Here is a 21589-nt window from a genome sequence, read left to right on the forward strand (position 1 = left end):
TCCTGGGCTTGTTACGCGACGCCTATTGCCGGCACATCGGCGTCGAGTACACCCATATCCTCGACCCCGAGCAGCAGCGATGGCTGGAAGAGCGCGTCGAGACCAAACAAGTCAAACCGACTGTGGCGCAACAGAAGTACATCCTGAGCAAGCTCAACGCCGCCGAGGCGTTCGAGACATTCCTGCAGACGAAATACGTTGGCCAGAAGCGGTTCTCGCTCGAGGGCGCCGAGAGCACCATCCCGTTGATGGACGCCGCGATCGACCAGTGCGCCGAGCACGGCCTCGACGAGGTGGTCATCGGCATGCCGCACCGCGGCCGACTCAACGTGCTGGCCAACATCGTCGGCAAGCCGTATTCGCAGATCTTCAGCGAGTTCGAAGGCAACCTCAACCCCACCCAGGCGCACGGCTCCGGTGACGTCAAGTACCACCTCGGCGCCACCGGCGTGTATCTGCAGATGTTCGGCGACAACGACATTCAGGTCTCGTTGACCGCGAACCCGTCGCACCTGGAGGCCGTCGACCCGGTGCTGGAGGGCCTGGTCCGAGCTAAGCAGGACCTGCTGGACAAGGGTGAAGGCGAACGCGGCAACTCGGTCGTGCCGATGATGTTGCACGGCGACGCCGCCTTCGCCGGTCAGGGTGTGGTCGCCGAGACGCTGAACCTGGCCAAGCTGCCCGGCTACCGGGTCGGTGGAACCATTCACATCATCGTCAACAACCAGATCGGCTTCACTACGGCGCCGGAGTATTCGCGATCCAGCGAGTACTGCACCGACGTGGCAAAGATGATCGGGGCGCCCATCTTCCACGTCAATGGCGACGACCCGGAAGCCTGTGTGTGGGTGGCGAAGCTGGCCGTCGACTTCCGTCAGGAGTTCAAGAAGGACGTCATCATCGACATGCTGTGTTACCGCCGCCGCGGGCACAACGAGGGCGATGACCCGTCGATGACGAGCCCGTACATGTACGACGTCGTCGACGTCAAACGTGGCGTCCGCAAGACCTATACCGAAGCGCTGATCGGCCGTGGCGACATCTCGATGAAAGAGGCCGAAGACGCGTTGCGCGATTACCAGGGCCAACTGGAACGGGTCTTCAACGACGTTCGCGAACTCGAGAAGCACGGCGCACAGGCGAGCATGTCGGTGGAGTCCAATCAGATGCTGGCCGCCGGCCTGGACACTGCGGTGGATAAGGCATTGCTGGCCCGCATCGGTGACGCATTCCTTGACCTGCCAGAGGGATTTGCCGCTCACCCGCGCGTCATCCCGGTGCTGGAGAGGCGCCGGGAGATGGCCTACGAAGGCAAGATCGACTGGGCCTTCGGCGAGCTGCTGGCCTTGGGTTCACTTGTGGCCGAAGGCAAATTGGTGCGGCTCTCCGGACAGGACACCCGCCGTGGCACCTTCTCGCAGCGGCATTCGGTGATCATCGACCGCGAAACCGGCCAGGAGTTCACCCCGTTGCAGCTGCTGACGATTGACAAGGACGGCAATCCGACCGGCGGCAAGTTCATGGTGTTCGACTCGCCGCTGTCGGAGTACGCCGCCGTCGGCTTCGAATACGGCTACACGGTCGGCAACCCGGACGCATTGGTGTTGTGGGAGGGCCAGTTCGGCGACTTCGTCAACGGAGCCCAGTCGATCATCGACGAGTTCATCAGCTCCGGCGAGGCCAAGTGGGGCCAGTTGTCCAGCGTGGTGCTGCTGCTGCCACACGGCCATGAGGGCCAGGGCCCCGACCACACTTCCGGGCGCATCGAGCGCTTCCTGCAGCTGTGGGCCGAGGGTTCGATGACGATCGCGGTGCCGTCGACCCCGGCCAACTACTTCCACTTGCTGCGCCGGCACGCGCTCGACGGCGTGCAACGCCCGCTGATCGTCTTCACCCCGAAGTCGATGCTGCGCAACAAGGCCGCCGTCAGCGACATCAAGGAATTCACCGAGACGAGATTCCACTCGGTGCTCGAGGAGCCCACCTATTCCGACGGCATCGGTGACCGCAGCAAGGTGACTCGAATATTGCTGACCAGCGGCAAGATCTACTACGAGTTGGCGGCCCGCAAGGCCAAGGACACCCGGGACGACATCGCGATCGTGCGCATCGAGCAGCTGGCGCCGCTGCCGTTCCATCGGCTCAGCGAGACCCTGGACCGCTATCCGAATGTCAACCAGTACTTCTGGGTACAGGAGGAGCCGGCCAACCAGGGCGCATGGCCCCGGTTCGGCCTGGAGCTGCCCGAACTGTTCAGCGACAAACTGACTGGCATCAAACGGATTTCACGCCGCGCCATGTCGGCGCCGTCATCGGGTTCGTCGAAGGTGCACGCCGTCGAGCAGCAGGAGATCCTGGACGAAGCGTTCCGCTGAGCGGTTCGGCTAGCGGTGGTACACCCGTCCGTGCGTGGCGCCGTTGCCGATTGTCGCTAGCGGCGCAGTGACGTCCGTTTCCGCCCGCGCTGTGCGAGCAGTGTCGGGCACGGCGGACCGCCCCGGAATCCGCGGTGGCCGAGACGGAACGTTGAGCGGCCACCAGAACCACCGGCCCAGCATGGCGGCGATGGACGGCATCAGGAACGATCGCACCACCAGGGTGTCGAACAGCAGGCCGAGACCAATGGTGGTGCCCACCTGACCCACAGCGCGGTTGTCGCTGACCATCATCGAGGCCATGGTGAAGGCGAACACCAGGCCCGCAGCGGTCACGACCCTGCCGGTGCCACCCATCGCGCGGATGATGCCGGTCTTGATCCCGGCGCCGATCTCCTCCTTGAAGCGCGCAACCAGCAACAGGTTGTAGTCGGAGCCCACGGCCAACAGGATGATGACCGACATCACCATCACCAGCCAGTGCAACTTGACTCCGATCACGTATTGCCAGAGCAGCACCGACAGCCCGAACGAGGCACCCAACGACAATGCGACCGTGCCCACGATCACCAACGCGGCCACCAGGCTTCGCGTGATGAGCAGCATGATGATGAAGATCATGCAGAGCGACGAGATGCCCGCGATCATGAAGTCGTAGTTCGACGCTTCCCGCAAGTCCTTGAACGTCGCCGCGGTGCCGGAGATGTAGACCTTGGCATCTTCGAGTGAGGTCCCCTTGAGCGATTCGTAGGCCGCCGTCCTGATGGCGTTGATGCGGGACATACCTTCGCCCGTCGCCGGATCATCCTTGTGCGAAATGATGAAACGCGCTGCCTTGCCGTCCGGTGACAGGAACAGCTTCTCGACCCGCTGGAAGTCCGGGTTGGAGAAGACCTCGTGCGGTAGGTAGAAGGAGTCGTCGGTTTTCGCGGCGTCGAAGTCCTTGCCCATCGCGGTCGCGTCTTCGCTGAGCTCGTTGGCCTGGTCGAACATTCCCGACATCGTGCTGTGCATGGTCAGCACCATGGTCCGCAGGCTTCGCATGGTCTCGATCTGCGGCGGCAGCAGCGCGACGAGTTGCGGCACCACAACATCGATGCTGTCCACGTCTTTGCTGAGCTCGCCTAGCTTTTCGCTGAGCTTGTCCACACCGTCGGTGGCGTTGTACGCGGACCGGATTGCCCAGCAGATCGGGATGTTGTAGCAGTGCGGATCCGCGTAGAAGTAGCTCCGCAGCGGCCGGAATGTGTCGTCGAAAGTGGCGATGTCGTCACGCACCTCGTCGGTGATCGCCGCGGTTTCCTTGGTAACGCCGGCTACATGATGCGTGGTACCGACCATCTGGTTCATCAGAACGTTCACGCGCTCCAGGGATTTGATGGTTCCGCCGAGCTGGTCGGCCAGCTTGGACATGTCATCCAGCCGACCATTGGCGACCTGCAAGTTCTGCAGCTGCCCGGCGTTCTGCATGCTGAGTAAGAACGGAATCGAGGTGTGCTCGAGCGGTGTGCCCTGCGGCCGCGTAATGCTTTGCACCCGAGCGATACCCTCGACCCGGAAGATGCTCTTGGCCAGTTTGTCCAACACCAGGAAGTCCGCCGAATTTCGCAGGTCGTGATCCGACTCGATCATCAACATTTCCGGCATCATGCGCGCCTGCGAGAAATGCCGCTCTGCGGCGGCCATTCCGACGTTGCCGGGAGTGTTCTTCGGGATGTAGTCGCGGTCGATGTAGCTCACTTTGTAACTCGTCAGCGCGAGCAAGCCGATCAGGGTGACCGCACACGTCGCGGCGAAAATCGGTGCCGGCCAACGCACGACGGCGGTTCCCACTCGCCGCCAACCGCGGACGCTGTGTAACCGCCTGGGCTCCAGCAAGCCGAACCGGCTGCCGACCGCGATGACCGCCGGGACCAAGGTCAGTGCGACGGCAACCGCGACCAGCATGCCGATCGCGCAGGGCGCACCCAGGGTCTGGAAGACCGGCAGCCGGGCGAAGCTGAGGCAATACGTCGCGCCCGCGATCGTCAGGCCGGAGGCCAAAACCACATGGGCCACACCACGGTAGGCGGTGAAGTAAGCCGTCTTGCGATCCTCACCGTTGTGGCGTGCCTCGTGATAGCGCCCGATGAAAAAGATTCCGTAGTCGGTGCCCGCCGCGATCGCCAGCGATACCAACATGTTGGTGGCGAAGGTCGAAAGTTTGATGACATCGTGCAATGCAAGAAAAGCGACAATGCCTCGGGCGGCGGTCAATTCGATGCCGACCATTGCCAGCAGCAGCGCGACTGTGATGAAGGATCGGTAGACGAAAAGCAACATCACGGAGATCACCACGACCGTGGTCACCATGATCTTCACGATTGTCTTGTCGCCACTGGTATTACCGTCCGCCGCAACTGCGGCCGGGCCGGTGACATAGGCCTTCACGCCCTTTGGCGCGGGGACTCCGTCCACGATTTTCCGGACCGCGGCGACGGAGTTGTTCGAACGCGTCTCGCCTTGATTACCAACAAGATTCAGCTGAACATATGCCGCCTTGCCGTCAGAGCTCTGCGCACCCGCCTCGGTAAGCGGATCACCCCAGAAGTCTTGAATGTGCTGCACATGCTTCGGGTCAGACTTCAGCTGGCCGATGATCGCTTCGTAATACCTATGAGCGTCTGCGCCAAGCGGTTGGTCACTCTCGAGGACGATCATCGCCATCGCATCGGAATCGGACTCTTTGAATACCTTTCCGATGCGCGCCATGGCTCGGACCGACGGCGCGTCCTTGGCGCCCATCGATACGGCATGTTCTCGAGCGACCTCTTCGAGCGAGGGAATCGCGAGCGTGACGAGCACCGTGATCGCCAGCCACCCGAGGATGATGGGCACCGACAACTGCCGGACGGTTCGCGCTACGAGTGTGCCGGGGATGCGCTCCTCACGAGCCTGGTGGCTGCTCATGCGCCTCTAACCAGGCAGTGCGTGTAGGCATTCACTTCGTTCGAGATCCTCTCGGCTTTGACCTGACCGTTTACCACGATCCGGCAGCCAATACTGTTGCTGTCGCCCTGCGCCACAACGTTACCCACAACGGTCGGAACGGTCGCGGTGATCTGCAAAGACCACGGTAGGTGGGCCCCGTCCACACGCTGCGGGTCAGAGTTCACGTCGAAGTAGCTGATGTCCGCCACCGTGCCCGCCGGACCGAAGACCTCGTAAACCAAGGACTTCTTCGTACTGAGCATCGTGTCGGTCATCCTGGAATTCGGATAGGCCGCGGGCTTCTCCGAACCGGAGCCGGCGCGCACGCGCGACACCGTGAAAGCCGCACCAACGATCACCGCCAGCACCAGCAGCGGTATCCAAGCCCGCTTGAGCACCCCAGCGACCGACATCTCCTTACCCGTCCCGAACGCCTGTGGCACCTCGATACGAGAGGGACCAGTGGGACGAGTAAACCACGCTGTCGCCGGCATGCGTCAGGGGTTTTCTCAATGCATTATCTAAGAATTCGACTTACCCCTTCACAGGGCCTCTACCTGCAGCTATGCCAGGCGTAATCGCCGCAATTCCGGCAGCCTATTTCACCCTGGCAAACGATCGTCCACCGCACGGACATCACCAAATCATCAGGGATAAAGACAACAACAAGACGGTCCTTTATTTGGCGGTGTTCTCGATGGCATTGGCAAACAAAAGGCGGTTATGCGAAACCCGGCGGATCGGAGTTTGCGAAAACACTTTCCGATGGCGCTTTCGGGCTTGGTCGGTGACACGGTCGGACCCGTTCGGCTCGAAACCTCTCGTCTCCCGCCGCACCTGCGCTTTTCGCAGACTCCGCTGGCCCCCGATCGCAGCCGCCTTGCATCGCGCGCTGACACCCATGTCATACTTCCGCGATGGCCACCGCGAACCGCCTGACACGCAGCCCGCTAGTCCATCGACTGGTAATTAACCCCTTCGTCTTTCGGTTGATATTCACGTCATTCGCCACCACGCGGTTCGCCTCTCAAACCCGTCTGCTCGGGGGCGACGACTGGTTGTTCTTCAACTACGGATATGAAGAAGACCCGCCGATGGGCATTCCGCTCGACCCGGCCGACGAACCGCACCGGTACTTCATCCAGCTTTATCACCGCACGGCGACTCAGGTGGACTTGAGCGGAAAGCGGGTGCTGGAGTGCAGCTGCGGCCACGGTGGCGGGGCCTCTTATCTGGTGCGCACTCAGCACCCGGCGTCCTATACCGGACTGGACCTCAATCCGGCCGGCATCGAGTTCGCCAAGAACCGGCACCACCTGCCTAACCTCGATTTCATCGAAGGCAACGCCCAGGCTCTGCCCTTTGCCGACGAGTCCTTCGACGCGCTGGTCAATGTCGAGGCCTCGCACCTCTACCCTGACGTCCCGCAGTTCCTGTCTGAAGTGGCGCGAGTACTGCGACCCGGCGGTCACTTCCTGTACACCGATTTCCGTCCCCACCAAGAGGTCGCCGAGTGGGACGCGGCGCTGGCCAGCTTCCCGTTGCGGCAGCTCTCGATGTCGGTCATCGATCAGAATGTGCTGCGCGGCAACGAGAAGAACGCTCCGCGCAAGCACGAGCGGATCAGCCAGCACGGCGCGGCGATCAGCCGCACCTTCGCTCGCTACGCCAGCGACATGACCGACTGGGCATTCAACGGCGCCCTGCGTGGCGGCGAGTACACCTACCGCGTGTACTTGTTCACCAAGGACTAACAGCCCGCCGGCACTCTGAAAACTGCTGCTAGAGAACGAGAGGCGGGGGCAACATGGCAACGGCGACCACCGATCCGGTTCGGCTGCCGCCCGCGCTGCGGTTGCCTAAGATCGTCACAAGCGTGCTCTTCCTGACGTCGCTGCAGTATTCGGTCGCACCTCGACTGAGCCGTCACTACGGCGGTCCGTTCACTATCAATCTGCCGATCTTTGGTAAGACGGTGGTCATCCACGACCGCGACCTCGTCAAGGACGTCTACAGCACCAGCTTCGACCTGATCGAACGGCCGACCAAGATCCTCGGTCAGGCGTTCGGACCCGGATCGACGTTCAGCCTGCTCGGCAAGGAACACCTCGAGCGCCGCAAGCTGGTGCTGCCCAACTTCCACGGGAAGCGGGTGAAGAACTACGAGAGCATCGTCGAAGACGAGGTGCTGCGTGAAACGGCGAACTGGCCGGAGGGCCAGGAGTTCGAAACGCTGTCGACGATGACCCGGCTGACCCTCAACGCGATCATGCGCGCCACGTTCGGCGAGCGCGCCGACGCGCTGGACGAACTTCGCATCGTGATACCACCGTTGATCACGCTTGGCTCGCTGCTGCAGCGCCTGCCGCCGATCGTGCGGCGCGAATACGGACGGTGGAGTCCGGGCAGCAAGCTCGCGGGTTACCGGCGACGTTTCGACGCGGTGATCGACGAACTCATCGCCGAGGCGCGCGCCGAAGCTTCGTTGGCCGGACGCACCGACATGCTCGCGCTGCTGTTGCAAGCCCGCTATGAAGACGGCCAGCCGATATCTGATCGGCACATCGCCGACGAGTTGCTGACCTTGGTGGCCGCAGGTCATGAAACAACTGCCTCACAGCTGGCCTGGGCAATCGAGCGGTTGCGCCGTCACCCTCAGCTGATGTCGCGGCTTGCCGAGGAAGTCGACGCCGGTGGATCTGACTTGCGGCAGGCGACGATCTACGAAGTGCAGCGCCTCCGGTCGACGATCGCGGCCTCGCTGCGAACCACGAAGGCGAAAGTCCGGCTAGGAGAGTGGGTTCTCCCGGAAAACACCGACATAATGATTGATTTCCAACTCGCTCACGAGTCCGACGTCAATTACACCGACCCGGAGGCATTCAACCCGGACCGATTCATCGGCACGACTCCCCCGTCATTTCGCTGGGTCCCGTTCGGCGGCGGCGTAAACCGTTGCGTCGGTGCATCGTTCGCCAACATGGAAATGGACATCACCCTGCGTACGCTGCTCCGCGAATTTCGGTTCACACCAACCGATGCGCCGGACGAAGGCCGCAATTTCCGTGGCGTGGCCATCGCGCCGTCGCGCGGTGCCCGCGCGGTGGTCCATCGGCGAACGCCTGCGACGCACGGCGATCGCGACGCCGTATCGGTAGCCGACCACAGCAGCTGACTCCGCGCCTGGCCTGGCATACTGCCTGCCATGCCCACGACTACGGAACGCATCAACGACATCGGCTACCGGGCCTACAAGGCGTTCATCAACAAGATCTGGTACCCGTTCCTGACCCGTCGGCTCGACACGCAAGACGTCACCTTCCTCAACTACGGGTACGAGGCCGACCCACCGCTGAACCTTCCGCTGGACGAGAACGACGCACCCAACCGGTACTCGATCAACCTGTACAACCAGGTCGCAAGCCAGGTCGACCTGGCCGGCAAGAAGGTGCTGGAGGCCAGTTGCGGGCACGGGGGCGGGGCGTCGTACATCGTCCGCACGTTCAAGCCCGCCGAGTACACCGGACTGGACTACAACCCGGACGGCGTGGCCTATTGCAATGAACACCACAAGCTGCCCGGGCTGACTTTTGTGCACGGCAACGCCGAAGACCTGCCGTTCCCGGACAATTCTTTCGACGCGGTCGTGAATGTCGAAGCCTCACACGCCTATCCGACGCTGTCCAAGTTCCTGTCCGAGGTAGCCCGCGTCCTGAAGCCGGGTGGTGACTTTCTCTACGCCGACTTCCGCGGGCGCCCCGAGTTTCCGGTGTGGGAGGGCGCCCTCGACGAGATGCCATTGCGTCAGGTGTCCAAGCGGGTCATCAACGCCCATGTGGTGCGTTCACTGGACAACAGCGCTCAGGATAAGTTGGACCTGATCAGCCACCGGCTGCCGAAGGTCCTGCGGCCGTTCAGCCGCCACTTCGCCGGCGTGCCGGGCACCGGGATTTACAACGTCATCCAGAGTGGTGGCGCCGAGTACCGGATCTATCGCTTTACCAAGGACTGATCCGCGTCAGGCTATTGCGCAGTCCCACAACGGGAATCGGTCCTGATTTGCGAATGCATCATGCCGCTGGAAGCCGGTCATGGAATGCAACTGCCATATATGGAGGCAACCGTGGATGGAGGCCAGTACGCTCGATGTTCTGAGGAGTCCACATAGTCGGGGCCGGGCGGCCGCGCCGCTGGTCCCAGCATCACAGCTAGCAGGTCAGCGGGCAGTATTTCGCGCAAACATAGCCAGGTCGCGGTGACCTCGGATACCTTTGGCGGGCCGCCAGAAGCGTTCGACATACCGGTTTGGAGGGGAACGAGATGGTAGTGGCGACAACTGAGCCGGTACGGCTACCGCCCATGCTCCGCCTACCGAAGCTGATCCAGGGCATCGGGTTCGGGCCATTCAAACATCAGATGTTCGGCGCTCTGCACAACCGATGGGGCACCCCGTTCGCCATCAATCTGCCCCTGCTGGGCCAGACGGTCGTCGTGAGCGATCCGGTTCTGCTCAAGGACATCTTCAGCACGAGCTTCGATCTGATCGAACGTCCGGTCGACATTCTCAGCCTCGGCGAGATCTTCGGTCCGGGTTCGACCTTCGCCCTCAACGGCGACGAACACCTCAACCGACGCAAGCTGCTGGCTCCGGCCTTTCACGGCAAGCAGCTGAAGAGTTACGAGCGCATCGTCGAAGAAGAGGTGATGTACGAAACCGCGACCTGGCGCGAGGGCGAGGAGTTCGAGACCGAGGAGCCGATGTTGCGGCTGACCCTCGGCACCATCCTGCGCGCTGTCTTCGGCGCCGAGGGCGCCGCACTGGACGAGCTTCGCGGCCTCATGCCCGTCATGGTGAAGCTTGGCTCCCGCCTCGTGATGATGCCGCCCCCGGTGCGGCGCGACTACGGGCCGTGGAGCCCCGGCGGGCGGTTGGCGCGCTACCGGCGCCGGTTCGACGCGGCCATCAACTCGCTGATCGCCGACGCGCGAGACGACCCCAACTTCGAAGAGCGTGGCGACATGCTCGCGGTGCTGATGCGGGCCCGCTATAACAACGGTGAGCAGGTCCCGGATTCGCATATCGCCGACGAGCTACTCTGCTTCCTCGGCGCCGGACATGAAACGTCCGCCTCCCAATTGACCTGGACGCTGGAACGGCTGCGCCGGCACCCAGAGCTGCTGTCTCGCCTGGCTGACGAAATCGACGCCGGCGGATCTGAATTGCGCCACGCCACGATCTGGGAAGCCCAGCGCATCCGGCCGTGTGTCGACGGTACGGTGCGACGCACGAAGCAACGAATCCGGTTGGGCGAGTGGGTTCTTCCGGAACGCACCGCGTTGATCGTCTATAACGAACTGGCGCACAAGTCAGAAGACAACTTTCCGGACGCGATGACGTTTGATCCGGACCGTTTCCTCGGGGCAAGCCCGCCCCCGTTCAAGTGGGTGCCGTTCGGCGGGGGCGTACACCGTTGCCCCGGCGCGTCATTCGCGAACATGGAGATGGACGTGGTCATGCGCACGCTGCTGCGGGAATTCCGTTTCGTGCCAAGCGATGCGCGGGGCGAATGGCGGATAAACCGCGGCGTGGCATGGATGCCGTCTCGGGGCGGACGCGCGGTCGTTTACCGGCGAACGAGCTCCACGTCGAGTGATGCCGGCTCTGTCTCAGTGGCCAACCACGGCGGCGGCCCTCAGCAGAAGCATTGAGACCCGTAGGCCCAAAACCGGTTTCAGGCTATCGCGTAGTCCGACATCGGGAATCGGTCCTGCTCCTTCACGGCGCTGCGCACCGATGTCGGACGGAACAGCGGTGCCTCGCCCTTGCCGGTGTAGTTCCTGAACCAGTAAGACCGTGAGGTCACGCAGTTACCGAGCTCGAACGCGGAGTCCTTCATCAGCTCGGTCATCCGCTCCAGGAAGCGGGCGTTGGCGTCTTCGGTGACCTCGAAGGTGCGGGCACCGCGCTGCTGCATTTCACCGAACAGCCGCTCCATGTGCTTCATCTGGTATTCCACCGTGTTGAACCACGACAGACCCACCCAGGCGTACGGGCTGGCCATCGACAGGAAGTTCGGGAAGCCCGGCATCGAAATACCTTCGTAGGCCTGGAATTGCGTTTCGCGCCACCACTTTCCGAGGTTCTTGCCGTCGCGCCCGATCACCTCGATGGCGGGCAGATTGGCTTCCCAGACGTCGAATCCGGTTGCCAGTACCAGGGTGTCGATCAAGCGCTTGGTGCCGTCGTTGGCGACGATGCCGTCGGACTCGATCCGATCGATACCGTTGGTCTCCAAGTGCACATGAGACTTGGTGAAAGCCCGGTAGAAGTCGTTGGAGATGGTGGGCCGCTTGCAGCCAAAGTCGAAGTCGGGATCCAGTTTTCGTGACAGCTCCCGGTTACGCACCAGCAGCAGGCGGTATAGCCGGGAGAACTGCGAGATGGCCTTATTGAACACCTTGAAGTAGCGGTACTTCCACATCGTCAGGACCATGGAGACTTCCAGAATGGCGTCGGTGTACGAGCGCAGCAGCCGCTGGGTCAACGGGAGCCGCGCGAAAAGTCGCTGCACCACCGGGAAGAACTTCACATCGAACTTCGGCAGCACCCAGATCGGGGTGCGCTGATACACGGTCAGCTCGGCGACTTCCTTCGCCAACTCCGGAACGACTTGAACGCCGGTGGAGCCGGTTCCGATCACGGCAGCCCGGCGCCCGGCCAGCGAGACGTCGTCATCCCACTGCGCGGTGTGGATGATGCGACCACCGAACGTCTCGATGCCGGGGATGTCAGGCATTTTCGGCTGGCACAGAAAGCCGGTCGCGGCGATCAGGAACTGGGTATTCAACGTCTCGCCGCCGGCCAGCGCAAGGCGCCACACCTGAGCGTCCTCGTCCCACCGGGCGCCCTCGACGGTGGTGTTGAACCGCATGAACCGCCGCACGTCGTATTTCTCGGCCACGTGCACGGCGTAGCTCTTGAGCTCAGAACCCGGCGCGTACATCCGCGACCAGTACGGGTTCGGCTCGAAGCGGTAGGAGAAGGTGGGCGACGGCTGATCGACCGACAGCCCGGGATAGTGGTTGACGTGCCACGTTCCGCCCAGGTCGTCTTCACGGTCGAGGATCACGATGTTCTCGTATCCCAGGCTGCTCAGCTGGATTGCGGCGCCGATGCCGCCGAAACCCGCCCCCACGATGATCACATCGAACTGCTGCTCACCCATAAGCACTAAACGGTACCTTCTGCTGCACCAACGGTGAAACGACACCGAAACTGATTGAGGCAGCGCCCGCTGGCATTCGGCGCGCCCGAAGTAGGCCAAATTGTAACAATGTCCAACAAGCACCGGGACGCGTCGAGTACGGTCCCGAAATCAGCTCGCATACCTCGAAGGATCCGCATGGGTTGCGCCCGCCGTCGTTGCTATCTCAGCGTCGCAGTCGCGGTCGCCGCTGTGGGCTCCGCCGCGGTCCCGACCGTGACACCGCCGGCACCCCTGATCCAAGCTCGCGAGGTACAGCTCACCAGCGGTGACTCCGCGGCTTCGCCGCTCGGCGACGGCACGGCCCTGGTCATCGGCGGCAGCGGCATTCCGATACCGAGTGACAGATACGTCGATGCCGCCGACACGTTGTATCTGGCGCCGCGCGGGTTTACCGGCACGCCGCAAGCGCTGGACACTCCGGAAGGCTTCTACCCCACCACCGGTGTCAACAGCCTGACCGCCGACGAGTCCGAAGCCCAGGGGTCGAAGATTCTTGACGACGCGATTCTGAGTCAAATCGCCACTGGGCAAGTGAATTCCGAAAATCCGGTAGTGGTTTTCGGCTACTCGCAGAGCTCCGCCTTTTCGACGATGACGATGCAGCAACTGACCGACCAGGGTGTCCCCAGTGATGACGTTCACTTCGTGCTGGTCGGCGATACCGCCGCCCCCGACGGAGGACTGCTGGAGCGCTTCGCCCTTCCCGGCGGCGATTTCTCGGTGCCGAGCTTCGGCGTCACATTCGGTGACCCGACCCCGGCCGATCTCTACCCGACCGACATCTACACGCTCGAGTACGACGGCTTCGCGGACTTCCCGCAGTACCCGCTCAATCCGATCGCCGATGCCAATGCCTTCGCGGGGATGATCTACGAGCACCTGACCTATCTGACTCTCGACTCCGATCAGATTCAGAACGCGATCCCGCTGGACACGGTGGGCGACACCCTCACCAACTACTACATGATTCCGGTCAACGATCTACCGCTGCTGGATCCGCTGCGGCTGATCCCGGTAGTCGGCAATCCCCTGGCTGACCTGCTGCAACCCGACATGAAAATGCTGGTCAATCTGGGATACGGCAGCATCACCGACGGTTGGAGCCAAGGCCCGGCGAACGTCCCGACCCCGTTCGAGCTGTTCCCGACCGGCATCGACTGGCACGACGTTGCGAAGGCTTTGTTCCAGGGCGCGGGGCAAGGCATTCATGACGCCATCGCCGATCTGGAGAATCCGGACAACTACCAAATTCCGCCATTGCTGGAGAATCCGACGTTGGCTGCACTGGTGGATGCCGCATACACCTCCGGTCTGATCGACACGCTGCAACCGACATCGCAGGAGCTCACGCAAGCGCTGCTAGGCGGCACTTTTCCGCTCTCTGACGTCACCCTGCAGTCGCCGCCGGTCGACATCATCAACGACCTGACCGCCACACTGTCGGCGGACTACGCGGCACTGCTGCCGATTGCCGACACCTTCACCGCGCTGACGACCTCGCTGCCGGCGTTCGACTTCACCGTCTTCATGGATCAGCTCGAAGCCGGCAATCTGATCGGCGCGATCGGAGACCCGATCGCTGCTGACGTGGCACTGATTCCGTTTGCGTTCTTCCTGGGTTTGGGGCCGATCGGGGACGCTGTGGAGGGCACCCTCCTCAACATCGCCCATCTGATCCCGTAGCCTTGGGACCCGAACAACCCGCCGGCGGCAGAACATATGTACTGTCTAGTCGGATTGGCTGTTCGAGGGGCACAACCAACGCTGATTCTGAGCCGCCCGGGGCATACAGATAGTCACGAGACTGAGGCCGTTCTGTACCAGGTCTTTAACACTCGCCCGGTAAGTTCGGACCCAACCTGTGCCCGTGGAGTGCATGTACAGAAGAGTCGCATGCTGAGCAGAGCCAGAGGGGAGGCCTCGGTTTGCCGGTCACACTGGGCCCTATCTTCTGGTTGCTTGGCATTCTCTTCTTGGTGACGTCGTTGCTCTGGCTTGCCATGAAGCGCATCGTCAGGCGCTGGAAGCACAACATGGATGTCAGTCGCGACACCGACTACGCCGCGACCCTGACGACCCTTTCGGAAGCTTCGGTGCGCCACTTCAATCCGTACACGGACGTGGACTGGCAAGCACCGATGTTCACCGTCACCAACAACGACCCGCGCTGGGTGCTGTCGACCATCGACCCGCTGGGTAGTCATCCCTGGTACCAGGCGCAACCGCTGGACAAGCGGGTGGCGATCGGCATGTGGCGCCAGGCCAACATGGCGAAGGTCGGTACCCAGTTCGAGGGCATTCTGGTCCGCGGACTGCTGCACTACGCGTTCTGGGTGCCCAACGGCTCACCCGAATACCGCTACTGCGTGCATGAATCCATCGAAGAATGCAGCCACAGCCTGATGTTCCAGGAGATCGTCAACCGCATCGGCGTTGACGTTCCGGGCATGCCGCGGTGGCTTCGGGTGCTGTCAGTTTTCGTCCCGTTTTACGCGGGTCCGCTGCCCAACGCGTTTTTCTTCGGGGTCTTGGCCGGTGAAGTGCCTTTTGACTACCTGCAGACCAACTTGCTGCGGCAACCCGAGCCCAGGTCGGTGCATCCGATCATGGAAGACCTGATCGCGATTCACGTAGCCGAAGAGGCCCGCCACATCTCATTCGCGCACGAATACTTGCACCGCCGTGTGCCGCGCCTGCGGTGGTACACCCGATTCTTCCTGTCGCTCTACGCGCCGGTCGTCATGCGGATGCTGGGACAGGCGATGGTGGTTCCGCCGCGCCGCTTCTTCAGGCAGTTCGGCATCCCACGGTCGGTGCGCAGGGAGTTGTATTCCGGTGCATCGGAATCGGGTCAAACGTTGCGCGTCATGTTCGGCGATGTCCGAATGCTGTGCGACGACCTGGGGCTGATGAACCCGTTCGCGATATTGATGTGGCGCCTTTGCAGAATCAACGGTCCGGCGTCGCGGTATCGCAGTGAGCCACAGCGCGGACGCGCACCGAGTCAGGTTACCGCAGCTTAAATAGCTTACCGCACAACATATTAGGTGATCGCGCGACTAACGTGCGATCACCTATCGTTGGCGTGCTGCGAGTTTCGCAATTCTGCAAACGCCGTCACGGTATTCGAAAGCCCGAAATCCGGCATGCCACAACAACGGAATCGATGCTGTGCGATACTGCCTGCATGGTTCGTAGCCCTTCCTTGGACAATGTCGGCGCAGGTCTCGTCTACCGCATCGGGTCGACAGCGACGTACAAAAAGCTCTTCCGGTACTGGTATCCCCTGATGACCAAGCGCCTGAACAAAGGCGACGATGTCCAGTTCCTGAACTGGGGCTACGAGGAGGAACCGCCGCTCGGTCTGCCGCTCGACCCTGCCGACGAGCCCAACCGTTACAGCATTCAGCTCTACCATCAGACCGCCACCCAGGACGGCATCGACATCAGCGGCAAGAAGGTCTTGGAGTGCAGTTCGGGCCATGGCGGCGGCGCGTCGTACCTGACGCGCACGCTCAAGCCGGCCTCCTACACCGGACTCGACTTCAATGCGGCCGGAGTCGAATTCTGCAAGGAACGGCACAAGCTACCCGGCCTGGACTTCGTGCACGGCGACGCCGAGAACCTGCCGTTCCCGGACGAATCCTTCGACGCGGTGATCAACGTCGAGGCCTCGCACATCTACCCGCACTTCGACCGCTTCCTCAGCGAGGTCAAGCGCGTGCTGCGGCCCGGTGGACACTTTCTCTACGTCGATTTCCGTAACCGCGACGGCTTCCCGGCCTGGGAGTCCGACTTGGCGAACTCGGGCATGCGACAGGTTTCCTCGCGGGTCATCAACGAAGACGTTCTGCGCGGCCTGAAGAAGAACTCGCCGCGCTCCAACGAGCTCATCAACAATCGCTTGCCGGCCTTCTTGCGTAAGTTCGGCCGGGAATTTGCCGTGGTCGACGGCTCCTGGTTCTACAACGACCTCGAACGTGGCGAAATCGACTACCGCGCATATCATCTCGCGAAGGACTGAGGTTCTTCCCGGTCGCGGGCGGACACTTCGGTGTCCATGAGCGATAACGGGCAATCAGCCGACAGGTCTTCACGAGGAGGTTTGTCCACATGACGTTGGCTCGCAGGCTGCGGTTTCGCGCCAGCCTGATGAAGGTCGGCGTCGACGGCGCACTCGGGGTGGCACGGGACAAGGCCACCTCCTACGGCTACTCCCTGACCGGCCGGAAGACCGCGCCCGCCACCGACTTCGATCCGTTCTCGGCAGCCGTCATGCGCGATCCGTACCCGGGTTATCGCTCGTTGCTGACCGGCCGCGAAGTGCCCAACGTCTGGTACAACCGCAAACGCGGCATCTGGATCATCGCCGGCTATGAGGATGTGCGAAAGGCGTTGCGGGACAACGAAGCACTGTCGTCGGCGCAGAGCCAGAGCCGATTCCGGGTCTACCTGCCGTCGATGAACGCCGCCGACCCGCCCGAGCACACTCGGCTGCGCAAATTCGTCTCCCGAGCCTTCACCGCGCGGGCGATGACGGCCTGGCAGACCAACATCAACGAGGTCGCCGACGAACTCGTCGACACCGTGATCGGCCAGGGCCACACCGAGGCGGTCACCGAACTCGCCAAACCGCTGCCGACCCGGCTGATCGCCAGGATGCTGGGCATTCCGCAGCAAGATCAGCCGCAGTTCGTCTCGTGGTCCGATGACATGGTCGCGGGCGCCTTCGCTCCGCTGACCCCGCACGGCATGAGGCTCTCGGCCCGCTCGGGCAGCGCGACCGCGGCGATGCGCCGCAGCCTCGACCCATTGATCGCGCAGCGACGCGTCAATCCCGGCGACGACCTGATCTCGATGATGACGCCGGCCGACGCCGACGACGTGCTCACCGATGACGAGATCTTCTGGAGCGCCGCCATGCTGATCGGCGCCGGCAGCGAGACAACGACGAACATGCTGTCCGGGTTGTTGTTGACGTTGGCTCAGCGGCCCGACCTGTACGCCCGGCTGCGCACCCACCCCGAGCTGATCCCCGCCGCGGTCGAAGAGCAACTGCGGATGGGCTCCCCCGTGCAAGGGTTCTACCGCACCGCAACCCGCGATTACACCGTCGGGTCCAATACGATTCCGGCCGGCGCCCGGGTGCTCCTGCTGTTCGCCGCGGCCAACCGCGACCCGCGACACTACGACGATCCGGACACCTTCGACCTGGACCGAAATCCGACCGACCATCTCGCCTTCGGCGGCGGCGTGCACTACTGCCTGGGCGTACCGTTGACCCGCCTCGAAGGCGCCCGGGTGTTTTCCCAGTTGCTGCCCAGGGTCTCCGATATTCGCCTGGCCGGGGAGTACCGCTACCTCGACAACCCGACGATGCGCGGGCTCGAGCATCTGCCGCTCGAGCTGGTACCGGCAAAAGGGGCCTGACCCGCTCGGCTCAGAGCCCGCGGGTGCCGAGCCAGCCGTCGATGCGATCAGCGACCGCTGCCCAACCCTGGTCCAGCATCATGTTGTGGCCCATGCCGGGAAAGAACTCCGCCTCGGTGCCATAAGCCCGGGCGGTGGCAATGACTTCGTGTCGGGTATGCGCGCCGTCCTCGTCGGCCCCGAGCACCAGCATCGGCGTCCGCACACGCTTGGGCCGGGGCAGGCGCAATACCAGGCAGTCGATACCGATGCGCGAACTGTCCTCTTGCAGCCGGGCCGCATACCTGCGGACGTCGGCTTCCGGCGTGTGCGAAGAAAAGAACCGCTCTCGGGCAAGCTCCGGAGTGCTGATGTACGGCAACGCCTTACCGGTCATGGTCATTTTGAGGAAATGCGTTGGCCGGTGCCGGATCCAGCGCAGCGCGGAGCCAAGGTTTCCCTGCGGAGGCATTGACGTCAGCAGGACACCGGCGGGAGCGTCGTGCGTCTCGAGGTACTTCTGCACGATCAGACCGCCCATTGAGTGCCCGATGAGCACCGGCGGGCTGGAGAGCCGATCGGCAACCGAGCGGACGTCCGCGACGTAGTCGGCGACCGAGCAGGTGCGCAGTGGCTTGTCACTCGGGCTCTCGCCGTGACCGCGAAAGCTCAGCGCCACCGCCCGGTAACCCTTGTCGGCAAAGTAGCCGAGGAAGTTTTCGTCCCAGCACCAGGCGGCATGCCAGGCGCCATGGACGAAGAGCAGCGGCGCGGGATGCGCCTCGCTGGCACTTCCTTTGTCGATGACCTCAAGCACGTCGCTCACGGCTTTTCGCGCGTCCTCGGCACCCTACAAAACCTCCTGATTTCGACCTGTCGAAGGTTGTTGAATTTCGTCCAATACGGACGGCTCGTCAGTATATTGGGGCCCGCCCGGGCGGATCAATTGGAGGGGGACGCCCATGCAAACTGCCGTACGCCGCAGTCCCGCATTATGGTCGGCACTCCTTCTGGCGAGTGCCATCGCGATCGCCCCGCTGCCGCCGCGAGCATCTGAGCTTCACGTCATCAGCCTGCCGACGCGTCTGGTCGACGCCGACTCCATCCTGAACGTCCCGTTGAATCTCTTCTACGACTTGATCAACATTCCGGCGAACGAGCTCAATGCCATTCAAGAGCTCTCAAATGCACTGCTTTTCGGGGGTCCGTGGTTTGTCGCAAGCGAGACGAACGCGTGGGGTTTTGACGTCGCCGACCCGCCGAAGACCGAGGCGCTGGTGCAGATGTTGTTTCCATTCAAGGCCCTGTCCGAGCCGTTGGCCCAACAACTGAACGGTATCTACGAAGCCGAGTTGCCGACGAATCCAGATTGCGCGACGTTCTTCTGCACGGGCGTGTTCGAACTCCTGCACGGCTGGTTCAAAGTCCCGTTGTCGCAACTGATGTCCGGGTATTACTTTGATCCCTCATCCCCTGGCTCCGTCGACCCTGGGGGCGCGGTCGACGGTGAATTCGGCTTCCCGGGTACTCAAAGCATCGATGGTCTCCATGACTTGTATCCGTGGGCGGGTACGACTTTCACGCTGAACCTGTTGGAGCCGTTTCGCGAGTTCTGGCAGAGCCTGCTCGCGCCCCCGTCCGCCACGCCCATCGAGCCGTTGCCAAATGTCTTCCAGGTTCTTAGCGACCTTCTCAAAGGCATTTTCGTGGCGCTTGATCCATTCCTGCCGGGCGGCCCCTTCGACCCCCCGGACGCGGGTCCACTGATGGACCTCGCCGCCGGCATCGACCTGCCGGCGATGGACCTACCCGCGATGGGCCTCACCGCGGGCGTCGACCTGCCGGCGGAGGCCAGCACTGTGTTGTCGGGCCTCGACGTGAGCGAACCGTTAATCGGAAGCCTCGCCGCCGATATGGGCACAATCCTGCCGGACCATCTGGGATCAATGCTGGCCAGTCTGTTCTGACACCGACTCGACGGTTGCCCGGTCGCGAAGCGATCGTGAGCGTGCCGCCACCTGCCGGTTGTCCAGGACGCCCGACGGATCACAATGTAGGCGTGACGAGAAAATTCATCCGATGAAACCCAACCCGGTTGCTTTGATCACGGGCGCGACTAGCGGCATCGGTAAAGCCACCGCCTACCGTCTGCAAAACAACGGCTATTCAGTGTTCGCCACCGGCCGCAACCCGGACTCCCTAGATCTCTTGCGCTCTAACGGTTTACATGCCCGTGCTCTCGACGTCACCGATGAGGCTGCGGTCGCAGGCATCATCGATGAGATCAATGCCGAGCACGGCGGTGTCGAAGTGTTGGTCAACAGTGCAGGCTACCCGCTCCCCTGTCCGCTCGAGCAGGTGGAGTTGAGCGAGTTACGCCGCCTGTTCGAGACGAATGTGGTTGCCACACTTCATTTGTCGCAAGCGGTATTGCCCGGGATGCGCGCGCGTGGGTCCGGCCGCATCGTCACGATCGGCAGCACCGGTGGACGGTTCACCAGCCCGGGCGCCGGCGCCTATCACACAGTGAAGTATGCCGTGGAGGCTCTTTCGCTGTCGCTGAGCGCCGAAGTCGCGCCGTTCGGTGTTCGCGTCGTATTGATCGACCCGACGGGAGTGCGCACGCCGTTCGTCAGCTCGCAGTTCGACACCGTGCACTCCTACCCCGACGACGATCCATACGGCGAGTTCAAGGTCCGCTACTCCGAAACCACCCGCCGATTGGCGACCACACCGGGGACGACGGTCGACGCCGACACAGTGGCCCGCGCCGTGGTGAAAGTCGTCAAGGCCAGAAATCCCAAACCCCGCTACATCGTCGGGGCATCCGGGAAAGCCTCCGTACTGGCCAGATCGCTGTTGAGCGACCGGATGTGGAACCGGGTGATGTCGACCGGCCTCAAGGGCTAGCGCCTTTCGGCCACAGGTCGCGAAACAGAAGCAGCGGCGGCGGAATTGGTTGATGAACTCACCCTGGCTTCTGTTTCGCGCAAATGGGGCTGAGGCCAGAACAAATCGGACCTCCAGCGGTGGGCTGGAGGTCCGATTTGTCGATCGGGTGAACTCAGAACATGTTCGGGAACCAGGTGGCCAGGTCCGTCGAGAGCTGAGCGGCCATTTCGGCGAACAGGCCGCCGCCGGCTCCCGTGGCATCCGTGGCCGCCGTCCCGCCCATGCTCGCCAGCATCGCGGCCAACTCCGCGTGCAGGTTGGCCAACAGGCCGGCCGAGTCCGCGTGCAGGTTGGCGAACATGCCGCCCGAGTCCCCCACTGCGGCTGCCGCGTTCCCCACCGGGTCCGGAGCGGTCGACACGCCGCCGTCAAACAGCTTGGTCAGCCACTCGCCGAAGGTGTTGGTACCACCATCGATTTGTCCACTGATCGGGTCGGGGGTGCTGAGCGGATCGGCCAGGAACGCCCAATCCGCGGAGTCGATGCTGCCCCAGGGGTTTTCGAACAGCTTAATTAGGTCGTTGCCGACGTTCATCAGGTCGTATCCGCCGTACGCCGTGTTGAGGTTGCCTGTCGAATCGAGGATCGGCTGGGCTATGCCCGTCGCCGGGTCGG

General features: G+C 62.8%; 16 protein-coding genes. 11 read left to right on the forward strand and 5 right to left on the reverse strand.

Annotated features, from left to right (window positions below):
- Positions 1 to 2375, forward strand: a 2375-nt coding sequence (locus WAO18_RS13315; protein ID WP_422206739.1) for a multifunctional oxoglutarate decarboxylase/oxoglutarate dehydrogenase thiamine pyrophosphate-binding subunit/dihydrolipoyllysine-residue succinyltransferase subunit, incomplete at its 5' end; no start/stop codon positions are given.
- Between the two features lie 9 nt (positions 2376 to 2384).
- Here WAO18_RS13315 and WAO18_RS13320 read toward each other — a convergent pair.
- Both WAO18_RS13320 and WAO18_RS13325 read right to left on the reverse strand, forming a co-directional pair.
- A complete protein-coding gene (locus WAO18_RS13320; protein WP_422206740.1) occupies positions 2385 to 5324 on the reverse strand; it encodes an RND family transporter in 2940 nt (979 codons plus the stop codon).
- Positions 5321 to 5758, reverse strand: coding sequence for an MmpS family transport accessory protein (locus tag WAO18_RS13325; RefSeq protein WP_422206752.1), 438 nt, complete (start codon positions 5756 to 5758; stop codon positions 5321 to 5323). The genes WAO18_RS13320 and WAO18_RS13325 overlap by 4 nt, the downstream gene beginning before the upstream one ends.
- Positions 5759 to 6262: 504 nt before the next feature.
- Between WAO18_RS13325 and WAO18_RS13330 the strand changes: the two genes are divergently transcribed.
- From WAO18_RS13330 to WAO18_RS13345, 4 genes are all read left to right on the forward strand, one after another.
- Positions 6263 to 7099 (forward strand): phthiotriol/phenolphthiotriol dimycocerosates methyltransferase, encoded by an 837-nt coding sequence (locus WAO18_RS13330; protein ID WP_422206741.1) that lies wholly within the window; start codon positions 6263 to 6265, stop codon positions 7097 to 7099.
- Positions 7100 to 7152: 53 nt separating this feature from the next.
- Positions 7153 to 8520, forward strand: a complete 1368-nt coding sequence (locus WAO18_RS13335) for a cytochrome P450 (RefSeq protein ID WP_422206742.1) — start codon at positions 7153 to 7155, stop codon at positions 8518 to 8520.
- A 30-nt stretch (positions 8521 to 8550) separates the two neighbouring features.
- Positions 8551 to 9357: a phthiotriol/phenolphthiotriol dimycocerosates methyltransferase gene (locus tag WAO18_RS13340; RefSeq protein WP_422206743.1), complete on the forward strand. Its 807-nt coding sequence runs from the start codon at positions 8551 to 8553 to the stop codon at positions 9355 to 9357.
- A gap of 308 nt (positions 9358 to 9665) precedes the next feature.
- On the forward strand, positions 9666 to 11054 hold the full coding sequence (locus WAO18_RS13345; RefSeq protein WP_422206744.1) for a cytochrome P450: 1389 nt from the start codon (positions 9666 to 9668) through the stop codon (positions 11052 to 11054).
- A 23-nt stretch (positions 11055 to 11077) separates the two neighbouring features.
- On the opposite strand, the gene WAO18_RS13350 is transcribed toward WAO18_RS13345, so the two are convergent.
- Entirely contained in the window at positions 11078 to 12571 is a 1494-nt protein-coding gene (locus WAO18_RS13350) for a flavin-containing monooxygenase (RefSeq protein WP_422206745.1), read from the reverse strand.
- A 177-nt stretch (positions 12572 to 12748) separates the two neighbouring features.
- Here WAO18_RS13350 and WAO18_RS13355 point away from each other — a divergent pair, with 177 nt between their 5' ends.
- The 4 genes from WAO18_RS13355 (at position 12749) to WAO18_RS13370 (ending at position 18043) form a co-directional block, all read left to right on the forward strand.
- Positions 12749 to 14296 carry a PE-PPE domain-containing protein gene (locus tag WAO18_RS13355; protein WP_422206746.1) on the forward strand — a complete coding sequence of 516 codons (1548 nt, stop codon included), beginning with the start codon at positions 12749 to 12751 and terminating at the stop codon, positions 14294 to 14296.
- Positions 14297 to 14613: 317 nt separating this feature from the next.
- Positions 14614 to 15636, forward strand: a complete 1023-nt coding sequence (locus WAO18_RS13360; RefSeq protein ID WP_422206753.1) for an AurF N-oxygenase family protein — start codon at positions 14614 to 14616, stop codon at positions 15634 to 15636.
- Between the two features lie 164 nt (positions 15637 to 15800).
- Positions 15801 to 16637 (forward strand): phthiotriol/phenolphthiotriol dimycocerosates methyltransferase, encoded by an 837-nt coding sequence (locus WAO18_RS13365; RefSeq protein ID WP_422206747.1) that lies wholly within the window; start codon positions 15801 to 15803, stop codon positions 16635 to 16637.
- 89 nt (positions 16638 to 16726) lie between these two features.
- On the forward strand, positions 16727 to 18043 hold the full coding sequence (locus WAO18_RS13370) for a cytochrome P450 (RefSeq protein ID WP_422206748.1): 1317 nt from the start codon (positions 16727 to 16729) through the stop codon (positions 18041 to 18043).
- A gap of 10 nt (positions 18044 to 18053) precedes the next feature.
- On the opposite strand, the gene WAO18_RS13375 is transcribed toward WAO18_RS13370, so the two are convergent.
- Positions 18054 to 18839 (reverse strand): alpha/beta hydrolase, encoded by a 786-nt coding sequence (locus WAO18_RS13375; protein ID WP_422206754.1) that lies wholly within the window; start codon positions 18837 to 18839, stop codon positions 18054 to 18056.
- Between the two features lie 319 nt (positions 18840 to 19158).
- Between WAO18_RS13375 and WAO18_RS13380 the strand changes: the two genes are divergently transcribed.
- Together WAO18_RS13380 and WAO18_RS13385 are read left to right on the forward strand one after the other, a co-directional pair.
- The gene (locus WAO18_RS13380; protein WP_422206749.1) at positions 19159 to 19989 is read left to right on the forward strand and encodes a hypothetical protein; all 831 of its coding nucleotides are present in this window, start codon (positions 19159 to 19161) and stop codon (positions 19987 to 19989) included.
- 112 nt (positions 19990 to 20101) lie between these two features.
- Positions 20102 to 20932, forward strand: a complete 831-nt coding sequence (locus tag WAO18_RS13385; protein WP_422206750.1) for an SDR family NAD(P)-dependent oxidoreductase — start codon at positions 20102 to 20104, stop codon at positions 20930 to 20932.
- 154 nt (positions 20933 to 21086) lie between these two features.
- Here the strand turns inward: WAO18_RS13385 and WAO18_RS13390 are convergent.
- Positions 21087 to 21589 (reverse strand): hypothetical protein (locus tag WAO18_RS13390; protein ID WP_422206751.1); only part of this gene is annotated, 503 nt, incomplete at its 5' end.

The sequence above is a fragment of the Mycobacterium sp. genome (genome assembly GCF_049278535.1).
Classification (GTDB): domain Bacteria; phylum Actinomycetota; class Actinomycetes; order Mycobacteriales; family Mycobacteriaceae; genus Mycobacterium.

Bases quoted from the DNA above. Each gene is read 5' to 3' on its own strand.
- WAO18_RS13365 (WP_422206747.1), top strand. From the start codon at position 15,801: ATGGTTCGTAGCCCTTCCTTGGACAATGTCGGCGCAGGTCTCGTCTAC.
- WAO18_RS13355 (WP_422206746.1), top strand. From the start codon at position 12,749: ATGGGTTGCGCCCGCCGTCGTTGCTATCTCAGCGTCGCAGTCGCGGTC.
- WAO18_RS13350 (WP_422206745.1), bottom strand. From the start codon at position 12,571: ATGGGTGAGCAGCAGTTCGATGTGATCATCGTGGGGGCGGGTTTCGGC.
- WAO18_RS13325 (WP_422206752.1), bottom strand. From the start codon at position 5,758: ATGTCGGTCGCTGGGGTGCTCAAGCGGGCTTGGATACCGCTGCTGGTG.
- WAO18_RS13330 (WP_422206741.1), top strand. From the start codon at position 6,263: ATGGCCACCGCGAACCGCCTGACACGCAGCCCGCTAGTCCATCGACTG.
- WAO18_RS13385 (WP_422206750.1), top strand. From the start codon at position 20,102: ATGAAACCCAACCCGGTTGCTTTGATCACGGGCGCGACTAGCGGCATC.
- WAO18_RS13360 (WP_422206753.1), top strand. From the start codon at position 14,614: ATGAAGCGCATCGTCAGGCGCTGGAAGCACAACATGGATGTCAGTCGC.
- WAO18_RS13320 (WP_422206740.1), bottom strand. From the start codon at position 5,324: ATGAGCAGCCACCAGGCTCGTGAGGAGCGCATCCCCGGCACACTCGTA.
- WAO18_RS13370 (WP_422206748.1), top strand. From the start codon at position 16,727: ATGACGTTGGCTCGCAGGCTGCGGTTTCGCGCCAGCCTGATGAAGGTC.
- WAO18_RS13345 (WP_422206744.1), top strand. From the start codon at position 9,666: ATGGTAGTGGCGACAACTGAGCCGGTACGGCTACCGCCCATGCTCCGC.
- WAO18_RS13340 (WP_422206743.1), top strand. From the start codon at position 8,551: ATGCCCACGACTACGGAACGCATCAACGACATCGGCTACCGGGCCTAC.
- WAO18_RS13335 (WP_422206742.1), top strand. From the start codon at position 7,153: ATGGCAACGGCGACCACCGATCCGGTTCGGCTGCCGCCCGCGCTGCGG.